17 protein-coding genes and 1 pseudogene are annotated in these 20,919 nt (G+C 55.9%); 10 read left to right on the top strand and 8 right to left on the bottom strand.

Translation table 11 applies throughout. From position 1 onward, the window contains the following. The first annotated feature begins 24 nt into the window (after positions 1-24). A complete protein-coding gene (locus PGR29_RS12380) occupies positions 25-648 on the top strand; it encodes a DUF2272 domain-containing protein (protein WP_316424619.1) in 624 nt (207 codons plus the stop codon). A 54-nt stretch (positions 649-702) separates the two neighbouring features. On the opposite strand, the gene PGR29_RS12385 is transcribed toward PGR29_RS12380, so the two are convergent. Both PGR29_RS12385 and PGR29_RS12390 read right to left on the bottom strand, forming a co-directional pair. After that, on the bottom strand, positions 703-1,395 hold the full coding sequence (locus PGR29_RS12385) for a hypothetical protein (RefSeq protein WP_213316787.1): 693 nt from the start codon (positions 1,393-1,395) through the stop codon (positions 703-705). Between the two features lie 2 nt (positions 1,396-1,397). Next, the gene (locus PGR29_RS12390) at positions 1,398-2,072 is read right to left on the bottom strand and encodes a hypothetical protein (RefSeq protein ID WP_271031846.1); all 675 of its coding nucleotides are present in this window, start codon (positions 2,070-2,072) and stop codon (positions 1,398-1,400) included. 522 nt (positions 2,073-2,594) lie between these two features. Here PGR29_RS12390 and PGR29_RS12395 point away from each other — a divergent pair. From PGR29_RS12395 to PGR29_RS12405, 3 genes are all read left to right on the top strand, one after another. After that, complete coding sequence (locus PGR29_RS12395; protein WP_316424621.1) at positions 2,595-3,683, top strand: ABC transporter substrate-binding protein; 1,089 nt, start codon at positions 2,595-2,597, stop codon at positions 3,681-3,683. Positions 3,684-3,808: 125 nt separating this feature from the next. After that, positions 3,809-5,578, top strand: coding sequence for an ABC transporter permease (locus PGR29_RS12400; protein ID WP_316424622.1), 1,770 nt, complete (start codon positions 3,809-3,811; stop codon positions 5,576-5,578). Next, positions 5,571-6,641 (top strand): ABC transporter ATP-binding protein, encoded by a 1,071-nt coding sequence (locus PGR29_RS12405; protein ID WP_316424624.1) that lies wholly within the window; start codon positions 5,571-5,573, stop codon positions 6,639-6,641. Before PGR29_RS12400 ends, PGR29_RS12405 begins: the two co-directional genes overlap by 8 nt. A gap of 7 nt (positions 6,642-6,648) precedes the next feature. On the opposite strand, the gene PGR29_RS12410 is transcribed toward PGR29_RS12405, so the two are convergent. Further along, positions 6,649-7,020: a VOC family protein gene (locus tag PGR29_RS12410; RefSeq protein ID WP_063402548.1), complete on the bottom strand. Its 372-nt coding sequence runs from the start codon at positions 7,018-7,020 to the stop codon at positions 6,649-6,651. Between the two features lie 510 nt (positions 7,021-7,530). Between PGR29_RS12410 and PGR29_RS12415 the strand changes: the two genes are divergently transcribed. The 5 genes and pseudogenes from PGR29_RS12415 to PGR29_RS24985 all read left to right on the top strand — a co-directional run bounded on the left by PGR29_RS12415 (position 7,531) and on the right by PGR29_RS24985 (position 14,206). Further along, complete coding sequence (locus PGR29_RS12415) at positions 7,531-8,280, top strand: gluconate 2-dehydrogenase subunit 3 family protein (RefSeq protein WP_183269031.1); 750 nt, start codon at positions 7,531-7,533, stop codon at positions 8,278-8,280. Positions 8,281-8,282: 2 nt separating this feature from the next. Continuing rightward, the gene (locus tag PGR29_RS12420) at positions 8,283-10,067 is read left to right on the top strand and encodes a GMC family oxidoreductase (RefSeq protein WP_015366945.1); all 1,785 of its coding nucleotides are present in this window, start codon (positions 8,283-8,285) and stop codon (positions 10,065-10,067) included. Between the two features lie 10 nt (positions 10,068-10,077). Next, a complete protein-coding gene (locus PGR29_RS12425) occupies positions 10,078-11,421 on the top strand; it encodes a c-type cytochrome (protein WP_164513135.1) in 1,344 nt (447 codons plus the stop codon). A 79-nt stretch (positions 11,422-11,500) separates the two neighbouring features. Further along, positions 11,501-13,660: pseudogene (gene ccmI / locus PGR29_RS12430) on the top strand (c-type cytochrome biogenesis protein CcmI); the annotation flags it as partial. Positions 13,661-13,687: 27 nt separating this feature from the next. Continuing rightward, positions 13,688-14,206, top strand: a complete 519-nt coding sequence (locus PGR29_RS24985) for a tetratricopeptide repeat protein (protein ID WP_419471476.1) — start codon at positions 13,688-13,690, stop codon at positions 14,204-14,206. Between the two features lie 184 nt (positions 14,207-14,390). Here PGR29_RS24985 and PGR29_RS12435 read toward each other — a convergent pair whose 3' ends face one another. Genes PGR29_RS12435 through budA form a run of 3 tightly spaced genes read right to left on the bottom strand, consistent with a single transcriptional unit; the run spans position 14,391 to position 17,652 of the window. Further along, positions 14,391-15,161, bottom strand: a complete 771-nt coding sequence (locus PGR29_RS12435) for a (S)-acetoin forming diacetyl reductase (RefSeq protein WP_015366942.1) — start codon at positions 15,159-15,161, stop codon at positions 14,391-14,393. Positions 15,162-15,183: 22 nt separating this feature from the next. Continuing rightward, on the bottom strand, positions 15,184-16,863 hold the full coding sequence (gene alsS / locus PGR29_RS12440; RefSeq protein ID WP_316424627.1) for an acetolactate synthase AlsS: 1,680 nt from the start codon (positions 16,861-16,863) through the stop codon (positions 15,184-15,186). A gap of 9 nt (positions 16,864-16,872) precedes the next feature. Continuing rightward, entirely contained in the window at positions 16,873-17,652 is a 780-nt protein-coding gene (gene budA, locus PGR29_RS12445; RefSeq protein ID WP_316424628.1) for an acetolactate decarboxylase, read from the bottom strand. 106 nt (positions 17,653-17,758) lie between these two features. On the opposite strand from budA, the gene PGR29_RS12450 reads away from it, so the two are divergent. Continuing rightward, the gene (locus PGR29_RS12450) at positions 17,759-18,631 is read left to right on the top strand and encodes a LysR family transcriptional regulator (RefSeq protein WP_316424629.1); all 873 of its coding nucleotides are present in this window, start codon (positions 17,759-17,761) and stop codon (positions 18,629-18,631) included. Between the two features lie 63 nt (positions 18,632-18,694). Here the strand turns inward: PGR29_RS12450 and PGR29_RS12455 are convergent, their stop codons facing one another. Together PGR29_RS12455 and PGR29_RS12460 are read right to left on the bottom strand one after the other, a co-directional pair. Further along, a complete protein-coding gene (locus PGR29_RS12455) occupies positions 18,695-19,465 on the bottom strand; it encodes a 3-hydroxybutyrate dehydrogenase (protein ID WP_015366937.1) in 771 nt (256 codons plus the stop codon). A 23-nt stretch (positions 19,466-19,488) separates the two neighbouring features. Beyond that, positions 19,489-20,880 carry a GntP family permease gene (locus PGR29_RS12460; RefSeq protein WP_045397687.1) on the bottom strand — a complete coding sequence of 464 codons (1,392 nt, stop codon included), beginning with the start codon at positions 20,878-20,880 and terminating at the stop codon, positions 19,489-19,491. Positions 20,881-20,919 lie beyond the last annotated feature (39 nt).

A 20,919-nucleotide genomic window follows, 5' to 3' on the forward strand; every position in this document is an offset into this window, starting at 1 on the left:
TACCTTATCATATAGAGGTTTATTATGCCGATTTCTGCACAGCAATTATCTCAGGTTGTTATTAATGAGTGGGACAAATGGGGAACCTATCCAGGAACGCCTAATTTAAAATCGCAACATTTGGAGTCACAGGCTAAGTTCTCGCCTATTGTTCATCAATACTGGCAATCTATAGGTGCTGATTTGGACGGAACGAGCCCTTATGCATGGTCGGCTGCTTTTATTTGTTTTTGTATAAAACAGATAGGCTATACTGGCCATGATTTTCCACTAAAATCGTATCATTCCGAATATTGCGCCTATATCTATGCGGGGAAATATCCAAAATTTTCATTGTTAGATCCAGAACTTACCCCGGTGCAAGTAGGCGATATCATTTGTAAAAGACGGCCTGATGCAAATGGCAACTATCATGAGCCATTAACCTACTATAGTGCAATTTCTTTTTATAATAACATTCTTGTTGACGATAATAATAATTTTGATTCTCACAGTGATATTGTTATTGAGGTTAATGATGGTACGATTTTAGCCGTAGGGGGAAACGTTAGCGATGCAGTTGCTTCATCAACCTATGATCTGACAAGTAATGGCGGACTGAACATGAATGATGCTCCTTTTTTAGCTATTATTAGAATAAACTCATAATAGAGCTAAGATAAATGACAGGGGAACATCAATGATGTTCTCCTGGTTTATATCCTAGTTAAGTTTAGTCTCGCATTTTTTCATTTCGTTGAATAGCTCGTTGGTTTCCGCTTGGGACATATCAGAAACAGTATTTGCATTATTTCCTGTAATCACTGGAGTTGGCATTTTATATGGGTTGTTAATAATGGCGATTAATCCAGAAATATCGGGGGTGCCGAGTACCATCGAATATTGCAACTGTCTTAACTTCCCTCTGACATTAGTTAATGAGTCCAGCGCGGCGTTACGAATGGCATGATTATCAGGAAACTTACGGTCTTTGAAAGGAAATGTTGCCATATACAGACACTGCATCGCCTGAGAAGCCAAATCGTAATTATGCGATTGCACTTCAAGGCGGTATCGCTTGCTGTATAGGGTACCTGCCGCACCCACTGACGCGCCGGCAATCACCGTCTCAGGGGATTTAGTGGCTAGTCCGACAGCACTGGCCAGTAATCCGTAAAAGGTTATTTCATCTGCTGTTTGCGACTCCAGCTTTTTGGTATCGGCAACGTGTTCCCATTTTATGGCGAAGGCTTTGTATGCACCAACTACCTTTTTAAAAGAATCCAGACCATCGGCATAATTATGACATGTACGAGCGTTCTGAATACACTCTTTATCGGCATCAATAACCGGAACCGGGAGTGGTGAGCTGCAGGAGATAAGCATTGATAACCCGGACAACAGCCAGTATTTCATAGTTAATGATGCTTGGTGGGGAGTAACGGGAATCCCGGAGTGGCTTTACCGGGCCAAATTTCATACCTGACGGCGATTTCATCAATACCTCCGTGTCGCGGATTTCCGCTTACCCCTAGCGCCTCTGCTGCAGCAATACTTAATTCACCAATACCATTGCCGCTACTATCTGCAACCACGCAATTTATAGATTTATCTTTCCATGTTACTCTCGCCTGGCATCCAATCACTGTGCCTTTTGTTTGCGCGATCACTATCTTTGGTACGGCAATGTAAAGAACTGTCGCTGCATCGATATAAGCTTTGGGGTCATCTAATGAAATATGTTGATAATGTAATGATGTTTTAGATGCAATAATTCCTTGCGGAAATATTTTTGGTTGACCATTGCTTTCTAAGATGGCATTAACTCCACTTGTAGGGTTTATTTTGTGGAATACACCATTGGAATCTATTTTTAAATTAAGGCTAACTAAACGATCGCTGCCGATTTCCTTAAAATGGTCATTTATTTGGTAAGCAGCGGGAGAGCCGTTTTGCCCATTGGCGCCATCCGCATCAATACTGGCATCCGCCGTATAATAGACATATTCTCCTTCCTCACTATTTTCAAGGTGTATATCAACCGGGATTTTGTGCTCTTTATGGACGACATAAAGTGTACCGATAATAGGCATGAGATTTGCTCCAGCTTAAATAGAGATAGATGACTTGTTAAAAGTAAACGGAATTGCACTCGCTTAAAATATTCAACATCAACAGACTGATAGCCGCAAATTGCTATCAGGTGATTTATGAAAAACGGTCAACGAAAAATACGGCAGATAAAAATGTTATTGTCGATTAAAATGAGTCTGGCACAAAAGCAAGAAAATACAATGCTGGCCGTTAAAAATAATTTCGCATAGTAACTTTATGTATTTATAAGAAATTACCATGATGACTGTATAGGCTCGTGACTGAGACCCGCAGTTAGTGGCCGACTATAGGCGCTGGATAAACAGGCTTCAATACGCAGCATTAATCTGTGACCTCGCTCGCTGTTTTCACTATTCGCTGAATAAACTCCATAAACACTACTTTTTAAACTACACCATTGTCACAAAAGCCATAAAAACCCCAACCGCAGCGTTGCAGAGGGTGTTGTAGCACTATATGTTAAATTTGTGTTTAATTATTGATGCTTAAGGGTTGACTTTATGTATAAGAAAATCGGTGGTTTAGTGGTTTCACTGACGACAGTCTTCTCGTACTCCGCGCTGGCGGAGGTGCCGCAGGGCTACCCGGCAGATTATCAAAAAGTCGTTGATGCCGGGGTGAAAGAGGGTAAAGTCGTGGTTTATTCCACAACGGACACCAAAGCGGCAGGGCCGTTAATTAAAGGCTTTGAAGCGCAATATCCTGGGATTAAAGTTGAATATAACGATATGAACAGCACCGAGCTGTACAACCGTTATATTAGTGAACAAGCCGCCGGCGGCGGGAGCGGCGACGTGGTGTGGAGCTCTTCCATGGACACGGCGCTGAAATTAGCCACCGATTATGCGCAAGAGTATGCCTCGCCGGAAGTTGGCAAGCTGCCGAAATGGGCGGTCTGGCAGCAAAAAGCCTACGGCACAACCTATGAGCCGGTGGTCTTTATCTATAACAAACGGCTGATCCCACAAAATGAAGTGCCGGATTCACATACCGCATTGGCCAAACTTATCGCCGGGCAGGCTGATAAATTTAAAGGCAAAGTCACCACCTACGATATCGAGAAATCGGGGCTTGGTTTTATGCTGGCGGTGCAGGATAGCAAAGCTGACGCCAACTACTTCGCCGACCTGGCGAATATCGCCAAAGGCGGCCTGACGGTGCAATCTTCTACCGGCACCATGATGGAGCGCGTCTCCTCCGGTGAAAACCTGATCGGCTATAACATTCTGGGATCCTATGCCGAAGCGCGCGCTAAAACCGACCCGTCATTAGGCATTGCCTATCCGAAAGACTACGTGCTGGTGCTGTCCCGCGTCTCATTTATTACTGCGGAAGCAGGACACCCAAATGCGGCGAAACTGTGGTTCGACTACGTACTGTCGGAAAAAGGGCAAACGATTCTTGCCTCTCAGGGCGATATCCCGTCAATTCGCAACGACGTTGAAGGTAAAAATGATATCGACGGGATGACCAAATTACTGGGCAATGCGCTGAAGCCGATTCCGGTGGATGAAAGCCTGCTGCAATATCTGCAACCCAAACAGCGTCTGGAATTTATTAAGCAATGGCGTGCCGCTGCTGCGAAATAAAGTAATTACCTGTGAAACTCCCCCTGGAATGTATCCGGGGGAATGATCGTATCAGTATTCAGTAAATAAGTACTCATTATCTCTTCTTGATAATTTATCTCTGCACTTTGCCAGGGGAATTAAAGATGAACATTTTACGCAGAAAGTGGCAAGGGCTACCGCGTGGCATGGTGGTATTGATAGCGGCACTGGTAATTTACGTTCCGCTATTATTTATCGTGGCGCAAAGTTTTCTTTCAGCACCATTTTTTGCCCGCTCTAAAGAGTGGAGCCTCGAAGCCTTCGGTTTTATTTTTACCGACCCGGATTTTTACCTGGCCTTACGCTCTGGATTTATCCTCGCTTTTGGTCTTGTCATTATCGCGATTCCGCTGGGCGGAATTCTGGCCTTTTTAATGGTACGTACCGATTTACCCGGTAGGCGCTTTATTGAGCCGCTGATCCTGGTGCCGATTTTCGTCTCGCCGATGGTGTTGGGCTTTGGTTATGTGGTGGCCGCCGGGCCGGTCGGTTTCCTGTCGCAGTGGGCGCAGGCGTGGCTGGGTTTTGTGCCCTGGAATATCTACTCGATGTTCAGCATCGTGGTAATAGCCGGTTTAACGCACGTCCCGCATGCCTATCTTTATATCTCCTCGGCGCTACGTAGCGTCGGTTCGGATGTGGAAGAGGCGGCGCGTACCGTCGGCGCCACGCCGCTGCAGGTGATGACCTCGGTGAGCCTGCCGATGGTACGGCCGTCCATTCTCTACGCCTGCGTGCTGCTGTTCTTCCTCGGCCTGGAGGTCTTCGGCCTGATGCTGGTGCTCGGCGATCCGGAAGGCAACATGGTGCTGGCGACCTATCTCTATAAGTTGACCAATAAACTGGGAACGCCCTCTTACCATCTGATGGCGGCGGTCGCGGTGGTGTTAATCTGCATTACCATTCCGCTGGTCATGTTGCAGCGCCGGTTGATGCGTACCGCCAACCGTTTCGTGACCATGAAAGGTAAAGCATCGCAGTCGCGCGCCTTGCCGCTGGGGAAATGGCGTTGGGTCGCGGGCGCGGTCGTGGTGGCCTGGCTGACGGTGACTATTGGCGTCCCGCTGCTGGGTGTGGCGCTACGGGCCTTTATTTCCAACTGGGGCGTTGGCGTTTCACTATGGGATGAGCTGTCGCTGGCGACTTTCCGCAACATCTGGCAGCAGCCGAATCTGCTGCGGGCGATCGTCAACTCGATGGCGATCGGGATTATCGGCGGCGCGTTGGCGGTGGTGTGCTATCTGTTTGTCGGTATCGCCATGCACCGTAAACCGGATAACGTCACGCGCTTTCTCGACTACAGCGTGCTGGTACCTCGTGCGGTGCCGGGCCTGTTGGCCGGTTTGGCGTTTCTGTGGGTGTTTCTGTTTGTGCCGATGTGGCTCGATCAGTCATTGAAAAATGGCTGGCTCTCGGCGCTGCCGGTCGCCGACTGGCTGCGCGAACACCTTATCGTGCAACTGCGCGCGCTGCGCAACACCATTTTCAGCGTCTGGTTGGCCTATACGGTGGTGTGGATGGCCTACGGCCTGCGCCTTATCTCATCAACGCTGCTGCAGGTGGCGCCGGAGCTGGAGGAGGCCGCGCGCAGTACCGGCGCTTCTCGCGGACAAATCACCCGCCACGTCACCATTCCGCTGGCGCGCTACGGGCTAATCGGTTCCTGGCTGCTGATGTTCCTGATCTTTGAACGCGAGTATTCAACCGGCGTTTATTTGTTGTCGCCAGGCACCGAAACGATCGGGTCGATGCTGGTCTCGTTGTGGGCGGCGGGCGCCATTGATATCGTCGCGGCGCTATCGTTTATCAATATTCTGCTGGTGGTAGTCGGTCTGGGTATCGCCCTGCGCTTTGGAGTGAAATTACATGATTGAGTTATCGGTAGACAATTTGCATCTGACCTATGGCGACAACCCGGTGCTGAAAGGGGTGTCGATGGAGCTCAAACGCGGGGAAGTGGTGTCGCTGCTTGGCCCTTCAGGTAGCGGGAAAACCACGCTGCTACGTGCGGTCGCCGGGCTGGAGAAACCGACCGCCGGGCGGATCACCATCGGCAATAGCGTGGTTTATGACGGTAGTCCGCGTAGCGAAATCCCGGCGGAAGAGCGTAATCTCGGGCTGGTGTTCCAGTCCTACGCCCTGTGGCCGCATAAAACGGTATTCGACAACGTGGCCTATCCGCTGAAACTACGTAAAGTGGCCAGCGGCGAGATTAAACAGCGGGTGCAGAGCGTACTTGATCAGTTAGGTCTGGGACATCTGGGCAACCGGCACCCGCATCAGCTTTCCGGCGGCCAGCAGCAGCGTGTGGCGATAGGACGGGCGCTGGTCTATAACCCGCCGGTTATTCTGCTGGATGAGCCGCTATCCAACCTCGACGCCAAGCTGCGTGAAGAGGCGCGGGTATTCCTGCGCGAGCTCATTATCAAGCTGGGCCTGTCGGCGCTGATGGTCACCCACGATCAGAATGAAGCGATGGCGATCTCCGATCGCATTTTGTTGCTTAACAACGGCGTGATTGAACAGCAGGGGACGCCGCAGGAGATGTACGGCAATCCGGCCACCCTGTTCGCCGCCGAGTTTATGGGCAGTAATAACCGCCTGCACGGTAAGGTGACGGCGCTGGAGGACGGACGCGCGCGAGTTGAAGGCGCCAGCTGGGCGCTATGGGGCCGCGCGGGCGAGGGGGTCAGCGTCGGTCAGCCGGCGACGGCGGTGATCCGCGTCGAACGGCTGCGCCTTGACTGCTCGCCGCAGGATAACAGCCTGGAACTTCCGCTGCTGACCAGCATGTACCTCGGCGATCGGTGGGAATATCTGTTCCGCACCGAGGGCGATGACTTTGCCATCCGCGCCTACGGCACGGCCCTGCGTGATGCCGAACATTGTCATCTGACGCTGCCCGCGGATGATGTGTGGGTTTTTCCGCAGCGATAAACTTTGCTCAGGGCGTCAGATGACACACCGCTTCGATATTGTGTCCATCTGGCGCAATGACAAAGGCGGCGTAGTAATTGGCGTGGTAATTAGGTCGTAATCCCGGCGCGCCGTTATCCTTGCCTCCGGCGGCCAGCGCCGCGTGCCAGAAGGCATCAACCTGCTCGCGGCTGTCGGCGCAAAAGGCGATATGCAGCGGCGCGGGTTTATCTTCGCTTTGATAGAGGCATAAAGAGGCATCGTTCGCCCCGGCTAGCTCCGCGCCGTAAGCCGGCTCGCCTTCGCCTGCCAGCGTCACGCCGAGCGGCGCCAGCGCCTGTAAAAAGAATGCCTTGCTCGCGGCATAATCACTGACGCCAAATTTGACATGATCGAACATAAATTCTCCTTGTGGTTGGGAATATCTGTACGACATCACCGTGTCGTTAAATTGATAAGCGAACCAGTATCGATTTAATTAACAACGGTGATTAACTAATTTAACAGCTCGAATTGTTTAATTATTCATTAAGCGAGTATTTACAGGTGCTTAATCTGCCATGTACCATAAACAAAAAATAACAAATGTGATACATATCACCCTTTATTGGCGCTTTGGTAAAACCAAAGGCGCGTAATTTCCGCATGACTTACCGCACTCAGGTTATTAAATGCCCGATCTTATCGTGACAACCCGGTGAATATTTGCGCCATTTTCCCGCGTTGCGTTGAGAATCGTCTAATATCCAAACGATAACCCTATAAATCTTATCGCTATTGGCGATTTATTGTACGTCTTATTGGCCAGAGCCAGAGGGTCTGTTGCGTAATCGCTGAATGGTATCGGTACCAGAGCGAGATTTGCTGGGCTTGTAAGCGTCAAAACAGTAATTTAATTGACAGGAATGTGATTATGTCGAGCGAGAAAACCAACAATTCGAGGCGTGATTTTTTAGTAAAATCAATGGCCTTGATTCCAACGGTCGTCATCGGCGGCGGTAGCGTGGGCGCCATTGGCGTGGCGACGAGCGCCACGGCGCAGGCGGCTTCCGCACCCTCTGCCGGTGGCAACGCCGCATCCAGCGACTGGAAGCCGCAATTCTTCAACGATCGTGAGTGGCTGTTTATCAACGCCGCCGTCGCTCGCTTAATCCCAGCCGATGAACTCGGTCCAGGTGCTAAAGAGGCCGGTGTGCCGGAGTTTATCGACCGCCAGCTCAACACCCCTTATGCCACCGGTTCCATCTGGTATATGCAGGGGCCATTTAACCCCGACGTGCCGAAAGAGATGGGCTACCAGCTGCCGCTGGTACCAAAGCAGATTTATAACCTCGGTATCGCCGATGCCGAAGAGTGGTGTCAAAACCAGTATCACAAGAGCTTTGCTGAACTGAGCGGCGAACAGCAGGATGAGGCGCTCGGTCTGTGGGAATCCGGCAAGGCGCAGTTCAAACAGCTGCCGGCCTCGCTGTTTTTCTCCTATCTGTTGCAAAACACCCGCGAAGGCTTCTTCAGCGACCCTATCCATGGCGGCAATAAGGGCATGGTCGGCTGGACGCTGATTAATTTTCCCGGCGCGCGCGCCGACTTTATGGACTGGGTTGAACGAGGCGAACGCTATCCCTTCCCGCCGGTATCAATTAATGGGGAGAGGGCGTAATCATGGCGACCGTATTGAAAAAAACCGATGTAGCGATCGTTGGCTTCGGCTGGGTTGGCGCGATTATGGCCAAAGAGCTGACGGAAGCGGGGCTCAACGTCGTCGCGCTGGAGCGCGGCCCGATGCGCGATACCTGGCCGGACGGCGCTTATCCGCAGGTTATCGATGAGCTGACCTATAACATCCGCCGCAAGCTGTTCCAGGATCTCTCTAAAAGCACGGTGACGATTCGTCACAACACCAGCCAGCAGGCGGTACCCTATCGCCAACTGGCCGCCTTCCTGCCGGGGACCGGCGTTGGCGGCGCGGGTCTGCACTGGTCCGGCGTGCATTTCCGCGTCGATCCGATCGAACTTCGTATGCGCAGCCATTATGAAGAGCGTTACGGCAAAAACTTCATTCCCCAGGATATGATCATCCAGGATTTCGGCGTCACCTACGACGAACTGGAACCGTTCTTCGATAAAGCGGAAAAAGTCTTTGGCACCTCCGGTACCGCCTGGTCGGTTAAAGGGAAGGTTGTCGGTAAAGGCCGCGGCGGTAACGCCTTCGCGCCGGATCGCTCGGACGATTTCCCGCTGCCGGCGCAGAAAAATACCTGGTCGGCGCAGCTGTTTGAAAAAGCGGCGCTGGAAGTGGGCTATCATCCCTATAACCTGCCTTCCGCAAACACCTCCGACTCCTATACCAACCCGTATGGCGCGCAGATGGGGCCGTGTAACTTCTGCGGTTTCTGCAGCGGCTACGCCTGCTACATGTATTCGAAAGCCTCGCCGAACGTGAACATCCTGCCGGCGCTGCGCCAGGAAAAACGCTTTGAACTGCGTACCAACGCCAACGTGCTGAAGGTCAATCTGACCGACGATAAATCCCGCGCCACCGGTGTGACCTATGTCGACGGTCAGGGCCGTGAAATGGAACAGCCGGCGGATCTGGTGATTATCGGCGCCTTCCAGTTCCATAACGTGCATCTGATGCTGCTTTCCGGGATCGGTAAACCGTACAATCCTGAGACGGGCGAAGGGGTGGTCGGGCGTAACTTCGCCTATCAGAACATGACCACTATCAAGGCTATTTTCGATAAAGATACCTTCACCAACCCGTTCATCGGCGCGGGCGGCAACGGCGTCGGCGTCGATGACTTCAACGCCGATAACTTCGATCACGGCGCGGCGGGCTTCGTCGGCGGTTCGCCGTTCTGGGTCAACCAGGCGGGGACTAAACCGATCTCCGGCGTGCCGGTGCCTCCGGGTACCCCGGCGTGGGGCAGTAAATGGAAATCGGCGGTGGCCGACACCTACACCCACCACCTGTCGATGGATGCCCACGGCGCGCATCAGTCCTATCGCCAGAACTATCTCGATCTCGATCCGAACTACAAAAACGTCTTTGGTCAGCCGCTGCTGCGCATGACCTTCGACTGGCAGGAAAACGACATCAAGATGGCGCAGTTTATGTTCGATAAGATGGCACCGATCGCCAAAGCGATGAAGCCGAAATATATGCTCGGCAGCCCGAAAAACGCCAATAGCCACTTTGACACCACCAGCTACCAGACCACCCATATGAACGGCGGCGCGGTGATGGGCGAAGATCCGAAAACCAGCGCGGTGAACCGTTATCTGCAGAGCTGGGACGTGCATAACGTCTTCGTCATCGGCGCTTCCGCTTTCCCGCAGGGGCTGGGCTACAACCCGACGGGGACCGTTGCTGCGCTGGCCTACTGGTCGGCGAAGGCTATCCGCGAACAGTACCTGAGAAATCCGGGTCCATTGGTGCAGGCATAAGGGAAAGCAAATCATGAAAATGCAATGGTTATCGGCACTGGTTCTCGGTGCGTTAAGCTGCGCGGCGTTCGCCGAAGAGGCGCCTGCGGACAGTAATCTGATTAAGCAGGGCGAATATCTGGCGCGTGCCGGCGACTGCGTGGCCTGCCACACCAACGGTAAAGAGGGCAAACCTTTTGCCGGTGGTCTGCCGATGGAAACGCCGATCGGCACCATTTATTCCACCAACATCACGCCGGACAAAGCGCATGGTATTGGCGGTTATACCTTCGAAGAGTTTGACGATGCGGTGCGTAAAGGCGTGCGTAAAGACGGCTCAACGCTCTATCCGGCGATGCCGTATCCTTCCTTCGCCCGTATCAACGAAGCGGATATGCGCGCCATGTACGCCTACTTTATGCACGGCGTGGAGCCGGTTAACGTCGCCAACAAAGACACGGACATTCCGTGGCCGCTGTCGATGCGCTGGCCGCTGGCGTTCTGGCGCGGCATCTTCGCTCCGTCCCCGAGCGACTTTGTCGCCAATCCGCAGGTGGACCCGGTACTGGAGCGCGGCCGTTACCTGGTGGAAGGGCTTGGCCACTGCGGCGCCTGCCACACCCCGCGTAGCCTGACGATGCAGGAAAAAGCGCTTAGCGAAAGCGAAGGTGATAACTACCTGGCGGGTAGCAATGCGCCGATTGACGGTTGGGTGGCATCCAGCCTGCGCGGTGAAAATCGCGACGGGCTGGGAAGCTGGAGCGAAGCTGAACTGGCCGAGTTCCTGAAAACCGGGCGCAATGATAAATCCGTGGTCTTCGGCGGCATGAGCGACGTGGTTGAGCACAGCCTGCAGTATCTCTCCAATGACGATATCACCGCTATTGCCCGCTATCTGAAGTCGTTACCGCCGCGCGGCGGTAAACAGACGCCAGCTCCGGTGGAAGATAGCGTGGCGAAAGATCTGTGGAAAGGCGATGACAGCAAAACCGGCGCGGCGCTGTACGTCGATAACTGCGCTGCCTGCCACCGTACCGACGGCGTCGGTTATAAACGCGCTTTCCCGTCGTTGAAAGGCAACCCGGTGGTACAGACCGAAGATGCGACCTCGCTGATTCACATCATTCTGACCGGCAACACCACGCCGGCGGTGAAGGATGCGGTCTCGAACCTGACTATGCCGTCATTCGGCTGGCGTCTTGACGATCAACAGGTTGCGGATGTGGTCAACTTCATCCGCACCAGTTGGGGCAACAACGCGCCGCCGGTGAGCGCCAGCGATGTGGCGAAAGTACGAAAAGATAAGTCGATGATTCGCGACGAGAAGGCGTTAGGTAACGCCGACGTCTCGAAACTGCCGGCTGCTGCAGAGTAACTGGGCCGGGGCGGGGCACTGGATTCGCCCCGCCTGAGGTAAAAAACGTGATGACACCTGAACAACAGGGGACACAGCCATGATGCCGGAACTGGGCAACTACCTGCTGTGTCTGGCGGCGGGGCTGGCGCTGCTGCTAAGTATCTTTCCGCTATGGGGCGCGGCGCGTCAGGAACGATGGCTGATGGCATTAGCCCGGCCGCTGGCCTGTGCGCTGTTTATCTGCATCATCGGCGCGTTTGCGCTGCTGGTGCATGCCTTTGTAATCAATGACTTCACCATCCGCTACGTGGCGGAAAACTCCAACAGCGCGCTGCCGGTGTGGTACCGGGTGGCGGCTACCTGGGGAGCGCACGAAGGCTCTTTGCTGCTGTGGGTGCTGCTGCTCAGCGTGTGGACGTTCGCCGTCGCGATCTTCAGTCGCCAGATGCCGCCCGACGCGGTAGCGCGGGTGCTGGCGGTGATGGGGATGATCGCCTTCGGTTTCCTGCTATTTATCCTGTTCACCTCCAATCCGTTCAGCCGCAGCCTGCCGCTGTATCCCGTAGATGGCCGCGATCTCAATCCTATGCTGCAGGATATTGGGATGATTTTTCATCCACCGATCCTCTACATGGGCTACGTTGGCTTCTCGGTGGCCTTCGCCTTCGCGATTGCGTCACTGCTGGCGGGACGGCTGGATACCGCGTGGGCGCGGTGGTCGCGCCCGTGGACGCAGGCGGCGTGGATGTTCCTGACACTTGGGATCGTGCTGGGCTCGGCGTGGGCCTATTACGAACTGGGCTGGGGCGGCTGGTGGTTCTGGGACCCGGTGGAAAATGCCTCGTTTATGCCGTGGCTGGTTGGCACCGCGTTGCTGCATTCACTGGCGGTAACCGAAAAGCGCGGCAGCTTCCGCGCCTGGACCGTGCTGCTGGCGCTGGCTGCGTTTTCGCTATGCCTGTTGGGGACTTTCCTTGTGCGATCTGGCGTGCTGGTATCGGTGCACTCCTTTGCCTCCGATCCGGCGCGCGGGATGTTTATACTGGCTTTGTTGACCCTCGCGATTGGCGGCTCGCTGCTGCTGTATGCGGTGAAAGGCGGGCGAGTGCGGGCGCGAGTGGAACATACGCTCTGGTCGCGCGAGTCGTTCCTGCTTGGCAACAATATTCTGCTGATGGCTGCGATGCTGGTGGTGCTGTTAGGCACGCTGCTACCGTTGGTGCATAAAGCGTTGGGGCTGGGGACGATATCGATCGGCGAACCGTTCTTCAATACCATGTTCACCGCGCTGATGGCGCCGTTTGCACTGCTGCTGGGGCTAGGGCCGCTGATTCGTTGGCGCCGCGATGAGCCACGTAAACAGCTTAAACGACTGGCGATATCGCTTCTTGTGACGTTGTCACTTTCTCTGGTCTTACCATGGCTTCTTCAGGACCGCATCACCGCGATGGCGGTTATCGGCCTGATGATGGCGCTGTGGGTGCTTATCTTCGCGCTGATTGAAGTCCATGAACGGGCCACGCATCGCCACGGCTTCTGGCGCGGCCTGCGTACCTTAACCCGCAGCCAGTGGGGCATGGCGCTCGGCCATGTTGGCGTGGCGGTAACCGTCATTGGCATCACCTTCAGCCAGAACTATAGCATCGAGCGCGATGTCCGCATGCGGGCTGGCGACAGCCTCGATATTCATCGTTATCACTTCGTCTTCAAGGGCGTGCGTAATATCGTCGGGCCGAACTGGAGCGGCGGTGAGGGCGTGATTGCCGTCAGCCGCAATGGTCGCCCGGAAGCCATGCTGTATGCCGAAAAACGCTTTTACACCGCCAGCCGGATGATGATGACTGAAGCGGCCATCAGCGGCGGGTTTACCCGCGATCTTTACGCCGCGCTGGGTGAAGAACTGGATGATGGCAGCTGGGCGGTGCGTCTGTACTACAAACCGTTCGTACGCTGGATCTGGTACGGCGGCGTACTGATGGCGCTGGGTGGGCTGTGCTGTATGCTCGATCCGCGTTACCGCCGGTCGCGGCAACAGAAAACAGCAGTGGATCGCAATGACATTAACCGCTCGCTGTACCAGTCCCGACTGCGCGAACTGGAGCAGGAACGTACTGACGGTAATGAGGCGATGATCGTCGAGCTGCAACGTACGTTGCTGGCGGATATCTCGCAGCAGGAACCAACGCGCGTTCGGCCGCTTAGCCGCTGGTTGCTGCTACCGGGGGCGCTGTTATTGGTCTTCGTCAGCGGCGGGCTGTATCTGAAAACCAGCGATGTGGGTCAGGTGCTGCTGTGGCGACAGAGCGAGCGCCATTATCCCGCGCTGCTGGCGCAGGCGAAAGATCCGACCGCGGCGCCGCTGCGGATGGATGAGTTGGCCCAGCTGCGGCTTGGGCTGCGCAGCCATCTGCAGGCTAGCCCTGACGATCTTGCCGGCTGGCAACTGCTTGGGCGGCTTGGCCTGCTGCTAAACGATGGCGAGACGGCGATCGGCGCTTTTGGACGGGCGCATAAGCTGGCGCCGGATGACCCGGCGGCAAGTTTTGATTATGCCAGCGCGCTGGTGCGGGCGGGCGATAACGCGCAGATGCGGATGGGCGAGCTGTTGCTGCGCGATCTGCATCAGCGGCAGCCGAAAAACCTGCCGGTGCTGGAGATGCTGGCGCTCAGCGCGGTACGCAATGAAGACTATCCGCAGGCGGTAGCGGCGCTACAGCAGTTGCTGATGTTGTTGCCGGAGGGCGATGCCCGCCGCGAGGCGATTGCCCGCCAGCTGGCGCAGGCGCAGCAGCAGGCGCGGTAAATATTTGCTTTTTCTGCACAACTCCCCGGTCGCGCTGTCGCTTACCGGGGCTACAAATGGCAGTGACCGCGCGAACGGTAGGCCGGGTAAGGCGTAGCCGCCACCCGGCAAAATAACGGCGTAACAGACGAAAAAAAGCCCCTGCGAACAGGCAGGGGCAAACCATGTCAGAGCTTATTTTTTATTAATTGAATACCATCCCGCCATCGATCAGCAGCGATTGACCGGTCATATAATCGGAATCCGGGCTGGCGAGATAAGAGACGCAGGCGGCGACATCTTCTGGCTCAGACAGGCGGCCGAGGGTGATGCGTTTGGCGAATTCGGCAGTTCCGTAGCCCAGAGGTTTACCCGCCGCTTCGGATACCTGACGATCGATCTCGGCCCACATCGGGGTTTTCACAATCCCCGGGCAGTAGCCGTTAACGGTAATACCCAGCGGCGCCAGGTCGCGAGCGGCGGTTTGCGTTAAACCGCGTACGGCGAATTTGCTCGAGCTGTAGACCGCCAGTTCCGGGTTGCCGACGTGTCCGGCCTGCGAACAGGCGTTGATGATTTTGCCGCCGTGCCCCTCTTTTTTAAAGGCCTCGACTGCCGCCTGAATCCCCCAGATCACCCCTTTAACGTTGATGTTGTAGACCTTGTCGACAATCTCCGGCGTAATGGATTCGATAGGCGTTGATGGCGCGACCCCGGCGTTATTGACGATGACGTTGAATCCGCCCAGCGTTTTTCGCGCCTGTTCGACGGCGGCAAACACCTGCTCACGGTCGGAAACATCGACTTTGACCGCGATTGCTCGCCCACCGTGCTGGTTGATTTCATCCGCCACGGCTTTCGCTGTGACGTCATTGTAATCGGCGATCGCCACGGCAAAACCGTCCTTCACGAGGCGTAACGCGATAGCTTTACCAATGCCCTGACCGGCGCCGGTGACAAGTGCGACTTTTTTCATTTCCATTTCCTTTTGTGATGACTTAAAGAATTTGACTCAGGTGTAGCTGGCCCATCAGCAGCGGGTTATCGCGGTAATCCACGGGGATGGCGACCACCGCCGGGCCGTCGACGTCCATCGCCGCGCGTAGCGTCGGCTCCAGCGCCTCAGCGCTTTCCACCGCAAACCCTTTCGCGCCGAAGGATTCGGCATAGGCTTTAAAATCCATAGGACCGAACTCGACGCCGGACAGGCGTTGATATTTTTTCTCTTCCTGGATAGCGACCATGTTGTAGCCGTTATCGACCCAGATAAGATGCAGGATGTTGGCTTTCAGGCGGACCGCCGTTTCCAGCTCCATGCTGGATTGCAGAAAACCGCCATCGCCGGAGACCGAGACCACTTTGCGCTGCGGATTGACCAGCCAGGCCCCGATGGCCCACGGCAGGGCGACGCCCATGGTTTGCTGACCGTTGGAGATCATCACCTGACGGGCGCGGAAGCTGTAGAGATAGCGGGCGATCCAGATATGGAAGCTCCCCATATCGACCGTCAGCGTGACGTCGCTGTTGACGATATCCTGCATGGCGCGAACGATGCGCAGCGGATGCAGGGCAAACTGATTCAACTGCGCCCCGCGGCGATCGAGCAGTTCGCGCTGATGCTGGCGGTCGTGGAGGATTTCAGCGGCCTGCGGCGAGAGCACCAGCCGATGATCGATATTTTGCGCCAGCTTGTTCAGCGTGCCGGCGATGTCGCCCACCAGCTCGACATCCGGCGTGTAGTTACGCTCTTCATAGGCGGGCAGCACGTCGATATGTACCAGCGTCGCGTTGCCGCTGTTCCACATCGCCGGTTCGTATTCCACCGGGCTATAGCCGATGCAGATAACCAGGTCGGCCAGTTGCAATAAGCGGTCACCGGCCTGATTGTTAAACAGCCCGACGCGCCCGGCGAAGCGCGAGAAGTTATCCTGATTGACCGCCCCGGCGGCCTGATAGGTGCTGGTGACCGGAATATGGCTGGTTTCCAGCAAACGATGCAGCGCGGCGCTGTTTTCCGTCTGGCTGGCCATTAATCCAAGCAGGAACACCGGATTCTTCGCCTGGGTAATCAACTTCGCAACCTGATTGATTGCCTCGTCAGGCGCGGCGCCCATCTGCGGCGCGCTGCTGGCGGGCAGCACTTTGCCGGTCGCCGGGCCATCGACGACATCCTGCGGCAGGCTGACGAAGGCGCTGCCCGGGCGACCCTGCTCGGCGGCGCGAAAGGCATTGGAAACCACCTCGGCCAGCGCATCCGGCGAGGTCACTTCTACGGCGTATTTGGTGACCGGGCTGAACATCGCCACCGTATCCATACTCTGGTGTACCTGTTTGGCTTTATCGGCGCGTTTGACCGCGCCGCCCAGCGCCACCACCGGGTCACCTTCACTGTTAGCGGTGGCCATCCCGGTTATCAAGTTGGAACAACCGGGTCCGGAGGTCACCAGCGCGACGCCCGCTTTGCCGGTAATGCGCCCGACCGCGGCGGCCATAAAGGCGGCGTTGGCCTCGTGGCGCACCGGAATAATGCGGATTGAGGAGTCCAGTAACGAGTCGAAAACCTTATCGATTTTAGCGCCGGGGATCCCGAAGACCTGGCGTACGCCTTGCGCTTCCAGTTGGCTGACGACCAGATCGGCGCCGTGCGCCCACTGGCGCAGCGGATACTGTTTGTCCATGTGAACCTCCTAACTTTCTACTGAACGGATGGCGGCATCGAGATTATCGGGATGCAGATTGGCCTGCAGGAACGCGCTGTCGGCGGGAAGGTCGATCATCAGCTTATGAATTTCGCCGAAGGTCAATACCCCATGGTCGAGCTGGTAGTTCAGCAGGTGGCCGCCGCCCTGGCGGTCATCGGTAATGAAGTGTTCGTGATAGCCGGCGACGTTAATTCCCTGCATATGCTGCGGGGTACGAAAACCGACCAGTACGCCGTCACGCTGGTTAAAGCGGAAAACCGGCTGATCGTCGAGCACGTCGGTCATCGCCCGGTAGGGCGGCGTCTGACGCGGCACGGTGCGGGTATGGGCGTGGCGGAAATGACCATCGATTCGCAGCGCGCAGAACAGATTGTCGGAAGGAATTTGCTGGTCAATAACCTCATGCAGCTGCTGGCGGCTGACCGGATGGTCAAAGGTTTTACGGTACTGCGGCTGGAACCAGGTCATCACCGCAAACGGCGTTTTCTGTTCCGGCCGCGCTTTACGCGCGCTGCCGTCGGCACGCAGTTGATACACCTGGCTGCTAAACGCGATCAGCTCGCCGTCGAGTTCATTAAAGGTGCCGAGGCCGAAATCGCCGTGCTTCAGCAGGTCCGCAATGGTGGTGGTACCTTCGTAGACGCCGCTGAGCAGGGCGCTCATCAGCGAAGTTTGATATAGCACGCTATCGGGATGCTGGGCGGAAAACGCGCGTAGCGTTTCACACAGACTCTCTTCGCAGGTGCAATCTGAAGCATGATTCATGAGCCACTTCCTCGTTCAACAAATATAAGAAAGGTTAAATAAAGGTTGACCCGATTCAGCTCACAGTTCCAATATAGAAACCATGCTGGTTTGAGACGTTTTCGATATGGAACTTCGTTATCTACGCTATTTTGTCGCCGTCGCCCGGACGCGGCACTTCACCCGGGCAGCGAAAGAACTGGGTATCTCACAGCCACCGTTAAGTCAGCAAATTCAGCGACTTGAGCGTGAGGTTGGTACTCCGCTGTTGTGTCGGCTAACCCGCGGGGTGGAGCTGACCGAAGCCGGGGAGTCCTTTTATGAGGATGCCTGCCAAATCCTCGCGCTGAGCGATGCGGCGCTGGAAAAGGCCAAGGGCATTGCTCGCGGAATGAACGGCAGCTTGTCATTAGGCATTACCAGTTCTGATGCTTTCCATCCGCAAATCTTCACCTTGCTGCACCGTTTTCAGCTCGATCACCCAGGCGTAGTCCTCCATCAACGGGAGGGCAACATGGCGAATTTGATGGCGGCGCTGAGCGAGGCGGAGATCGATATCGCCTTTGTCCGTTTGCCGTGTGAAAGCAGTAAGGCGTTTAACTTGCGTATCATTGATGAAGAGCCAATGGTCATTGCGCTGCCGCGCGATAATCCATTGTCAGCGGAACCGACGCTGGCGCTGGAACAGTTGCGGGACGTCGCGCCGATCCTCTTCCCGCGCGAAGTGGCGCCGGGTTTGTATGAGCTGGTGTTCAATAGCTGCCTGCGCGCCGGTATCGATATGAACCGCGCCAGGCAGTCGTCGCAGATTTCATCGTCGCTGAGTATGGTTAACGCCGGATTTGGTTTCGCGCTGGTGCCGCAGTCGATGACCTGCATCGCGCTGCCCAACGTCAGCTATCAATCGATACAGGGGACGCCGGTCAAGACTGATATTGCCATCGCCTGGCGGCGCTTCGAGCGTTCGCGCACGGTGAAGCGATTTTTGGAGATGTTCTAATTCCCGGGGCGCATAGCGCGACCCAACGGAGATACGCTGATCTTTTCTCCGTTGGGTTACCCGTTACTGCGCCACCCAGCCGCCATCCATATTCCACGCCGCGCCGCGCACCTGCGCGGCGGCGTCGCTGCATAAAAATAGCGCCATTTCCCCCAGTTGCTGAGGCGTCACGAATTCTCCGGAAGGTTGTTTTTCGGCAAGCAGCTGCGCTCTGGCCTGCTCCGGGTCGGCCCCCTCAGCGATACGTTTATCGATCTGCTGCTGAACCAGCGGCGTCAGCACCCAGCCGGGGCAAATCGCGTTGCAGGTTATACCGGTACGCGCGGTCTCCAACGCCAGCGTTTTGCTAAAGCCAATCACCCCATGCTTGGCGGCAACGTAGGCGGATTTCTCTTTTGAGGCGACTAACCCATGCACGGAGGCAATATTAATAATCCGCCCCCAGTTGCGCTCGCGCATGCCCGGCAGCGCCAGGCGGCTGGTGTGGAAGACGCTGGACAGATTTATCGCCAGAATATCGTTCCATTTTTCCACCGCGAACTGCTCCACCGGCGCCACATGCTGGATACCGGCGTTATTAATCACAATATCGACGCCGCCAAATTCGCTTTCGGTATAACGCATCATCGCTTCAATTTGCCCGACGTCGCGCAGGTCGGCATCGTGATAGCCGGGAATTTTACCCAGCGCGGCCACCTCGGCACGCGCGCTCGTGCTGTCGCCAAAACCATTCAACACCAGCTGCGCGCCGGCCTGCGCCAGCACTTTGGCAATGCCTAAACCAATACCGCTGGTGGAGCCGGTGACCAGCGCTGTTTTACCGTTCAAATTCATTTCGTTACTCCTTAAATCAGGCATCAGACAATACCGGTTAAATAGAACACGGCAATGACAAACAGAACCGCGAGGCTTTTGATGAGCGTGATGGCGAAAATGCCGCCGTAAGCCTGGCGATGGCTTAAGCCGGTGATTGCCAGCAGCGTGATGACGGCGCCGTTATGCGGCAGGGTATCCATGCCGCCGCTGGCCATTGACGCGACGCGGTGCAGTACCTCAAGCGGGATATTGGCGGCGTGGGCGGCGGCCACGAAGGTATCGGACATTGCCGCCAGCGCGATGCTCATTCCGCCGGAGGCGGAGCCGGTGATCCCCGCCAGCACGGTCACGCTAATCGCCTCGTTTAACAGGGGATTGGGAATAGCGGTCAGGGCTTTCGACAACACCAGGAAACCCGGCAGGGCGGCAATCACCGCGCCGAAACCATATTCCGAGGCAGTATTCATCGCCGCGAGGATCGCGCCGCCGACCGCCGTACGGCTGCCTTCCGCCAGACGGCCGCGGATATTGCGAAATCCGAACAACAGCACCACGACGATACCGGACAGCAGCGCGGCCTCGACGGCCCAGATAGCGGTGATTTTACCGACCTCGGTGACGATGGGTTTGGCAAGCCCAGGCAGAGTCAGTTCGTGGCTGGCGCCATACCACTGCGGGATCCAGCGGGTAAACAGCAGGTTCAGCACGCCGACCAGCAGCAGCGGGGCAATGGCGATCAGCGGATGCGGCAGATTGATGTTATCCGGCGTCTGCGGCTCGTTTTGCAGATCGGTACCGTAACCCTCGCCATTCGCGAGCGCTTTACGCCGCTGTCGTTCCAGCCACAGTAAACCGAAGGTGATGATAAACAGTGAACCTATCAACCCAAGCCAGGGGGCCGCCCAGGCGTTGGTGCCAAAAAAGCTGGTGGGGATAATGTTCTGGATCTGCGGGGTGCCCGGCAGGGCATCCATGGTGAATGAGAACGCGCCCAGCGCGACGGTTGCCGGGATCAGCCGCTTCGGGATACCGCTTTGGCGAAACAGTTCGGCGGCAAAGGGATAGACCGCAAAAGCCACCACGAACAGCGAAACGCCGCCGTAGGTCAGCAGGGCGCAAACCAGCACAATCACCGGGATCGCATGTCGCCGCCCGAGAATCTGAATCGCGGCGGCGACGATGGAGCGCGAGAAGCCCGATAGTTCAATCAGCTTGCCAAAGACGGCGCCGAGCAGAAATACCGGAAAATAGAGCTTCACGAAACCGACCATTTTTTCCATAAACAGGCCGGTAAAGGTCGGGCCTACCGCGCTCGGGTCGGTAAGCAGGACCGCGCCAAGCGCGGCGATAGGGGCAAACAGGATAACGCTGTATCCACGATACGCAGCCAGCATCAGTAATGCCAACGCGGCCAGGGCAATCAACACACTCATTACGACTCCTCACTATCATTGTTATTGTCGGGGTACAAA

It is taken from the genome of Klebsiella sp. 141203 (genome assembly GCF_032601985.1).
Classification (GTDB): Bacteria; Pseudomonadota; Gammaproteobacteria; order Enterobacterales; family Enterobacteriaceae; genus Klebsiella; species Klebsiella aerogenes.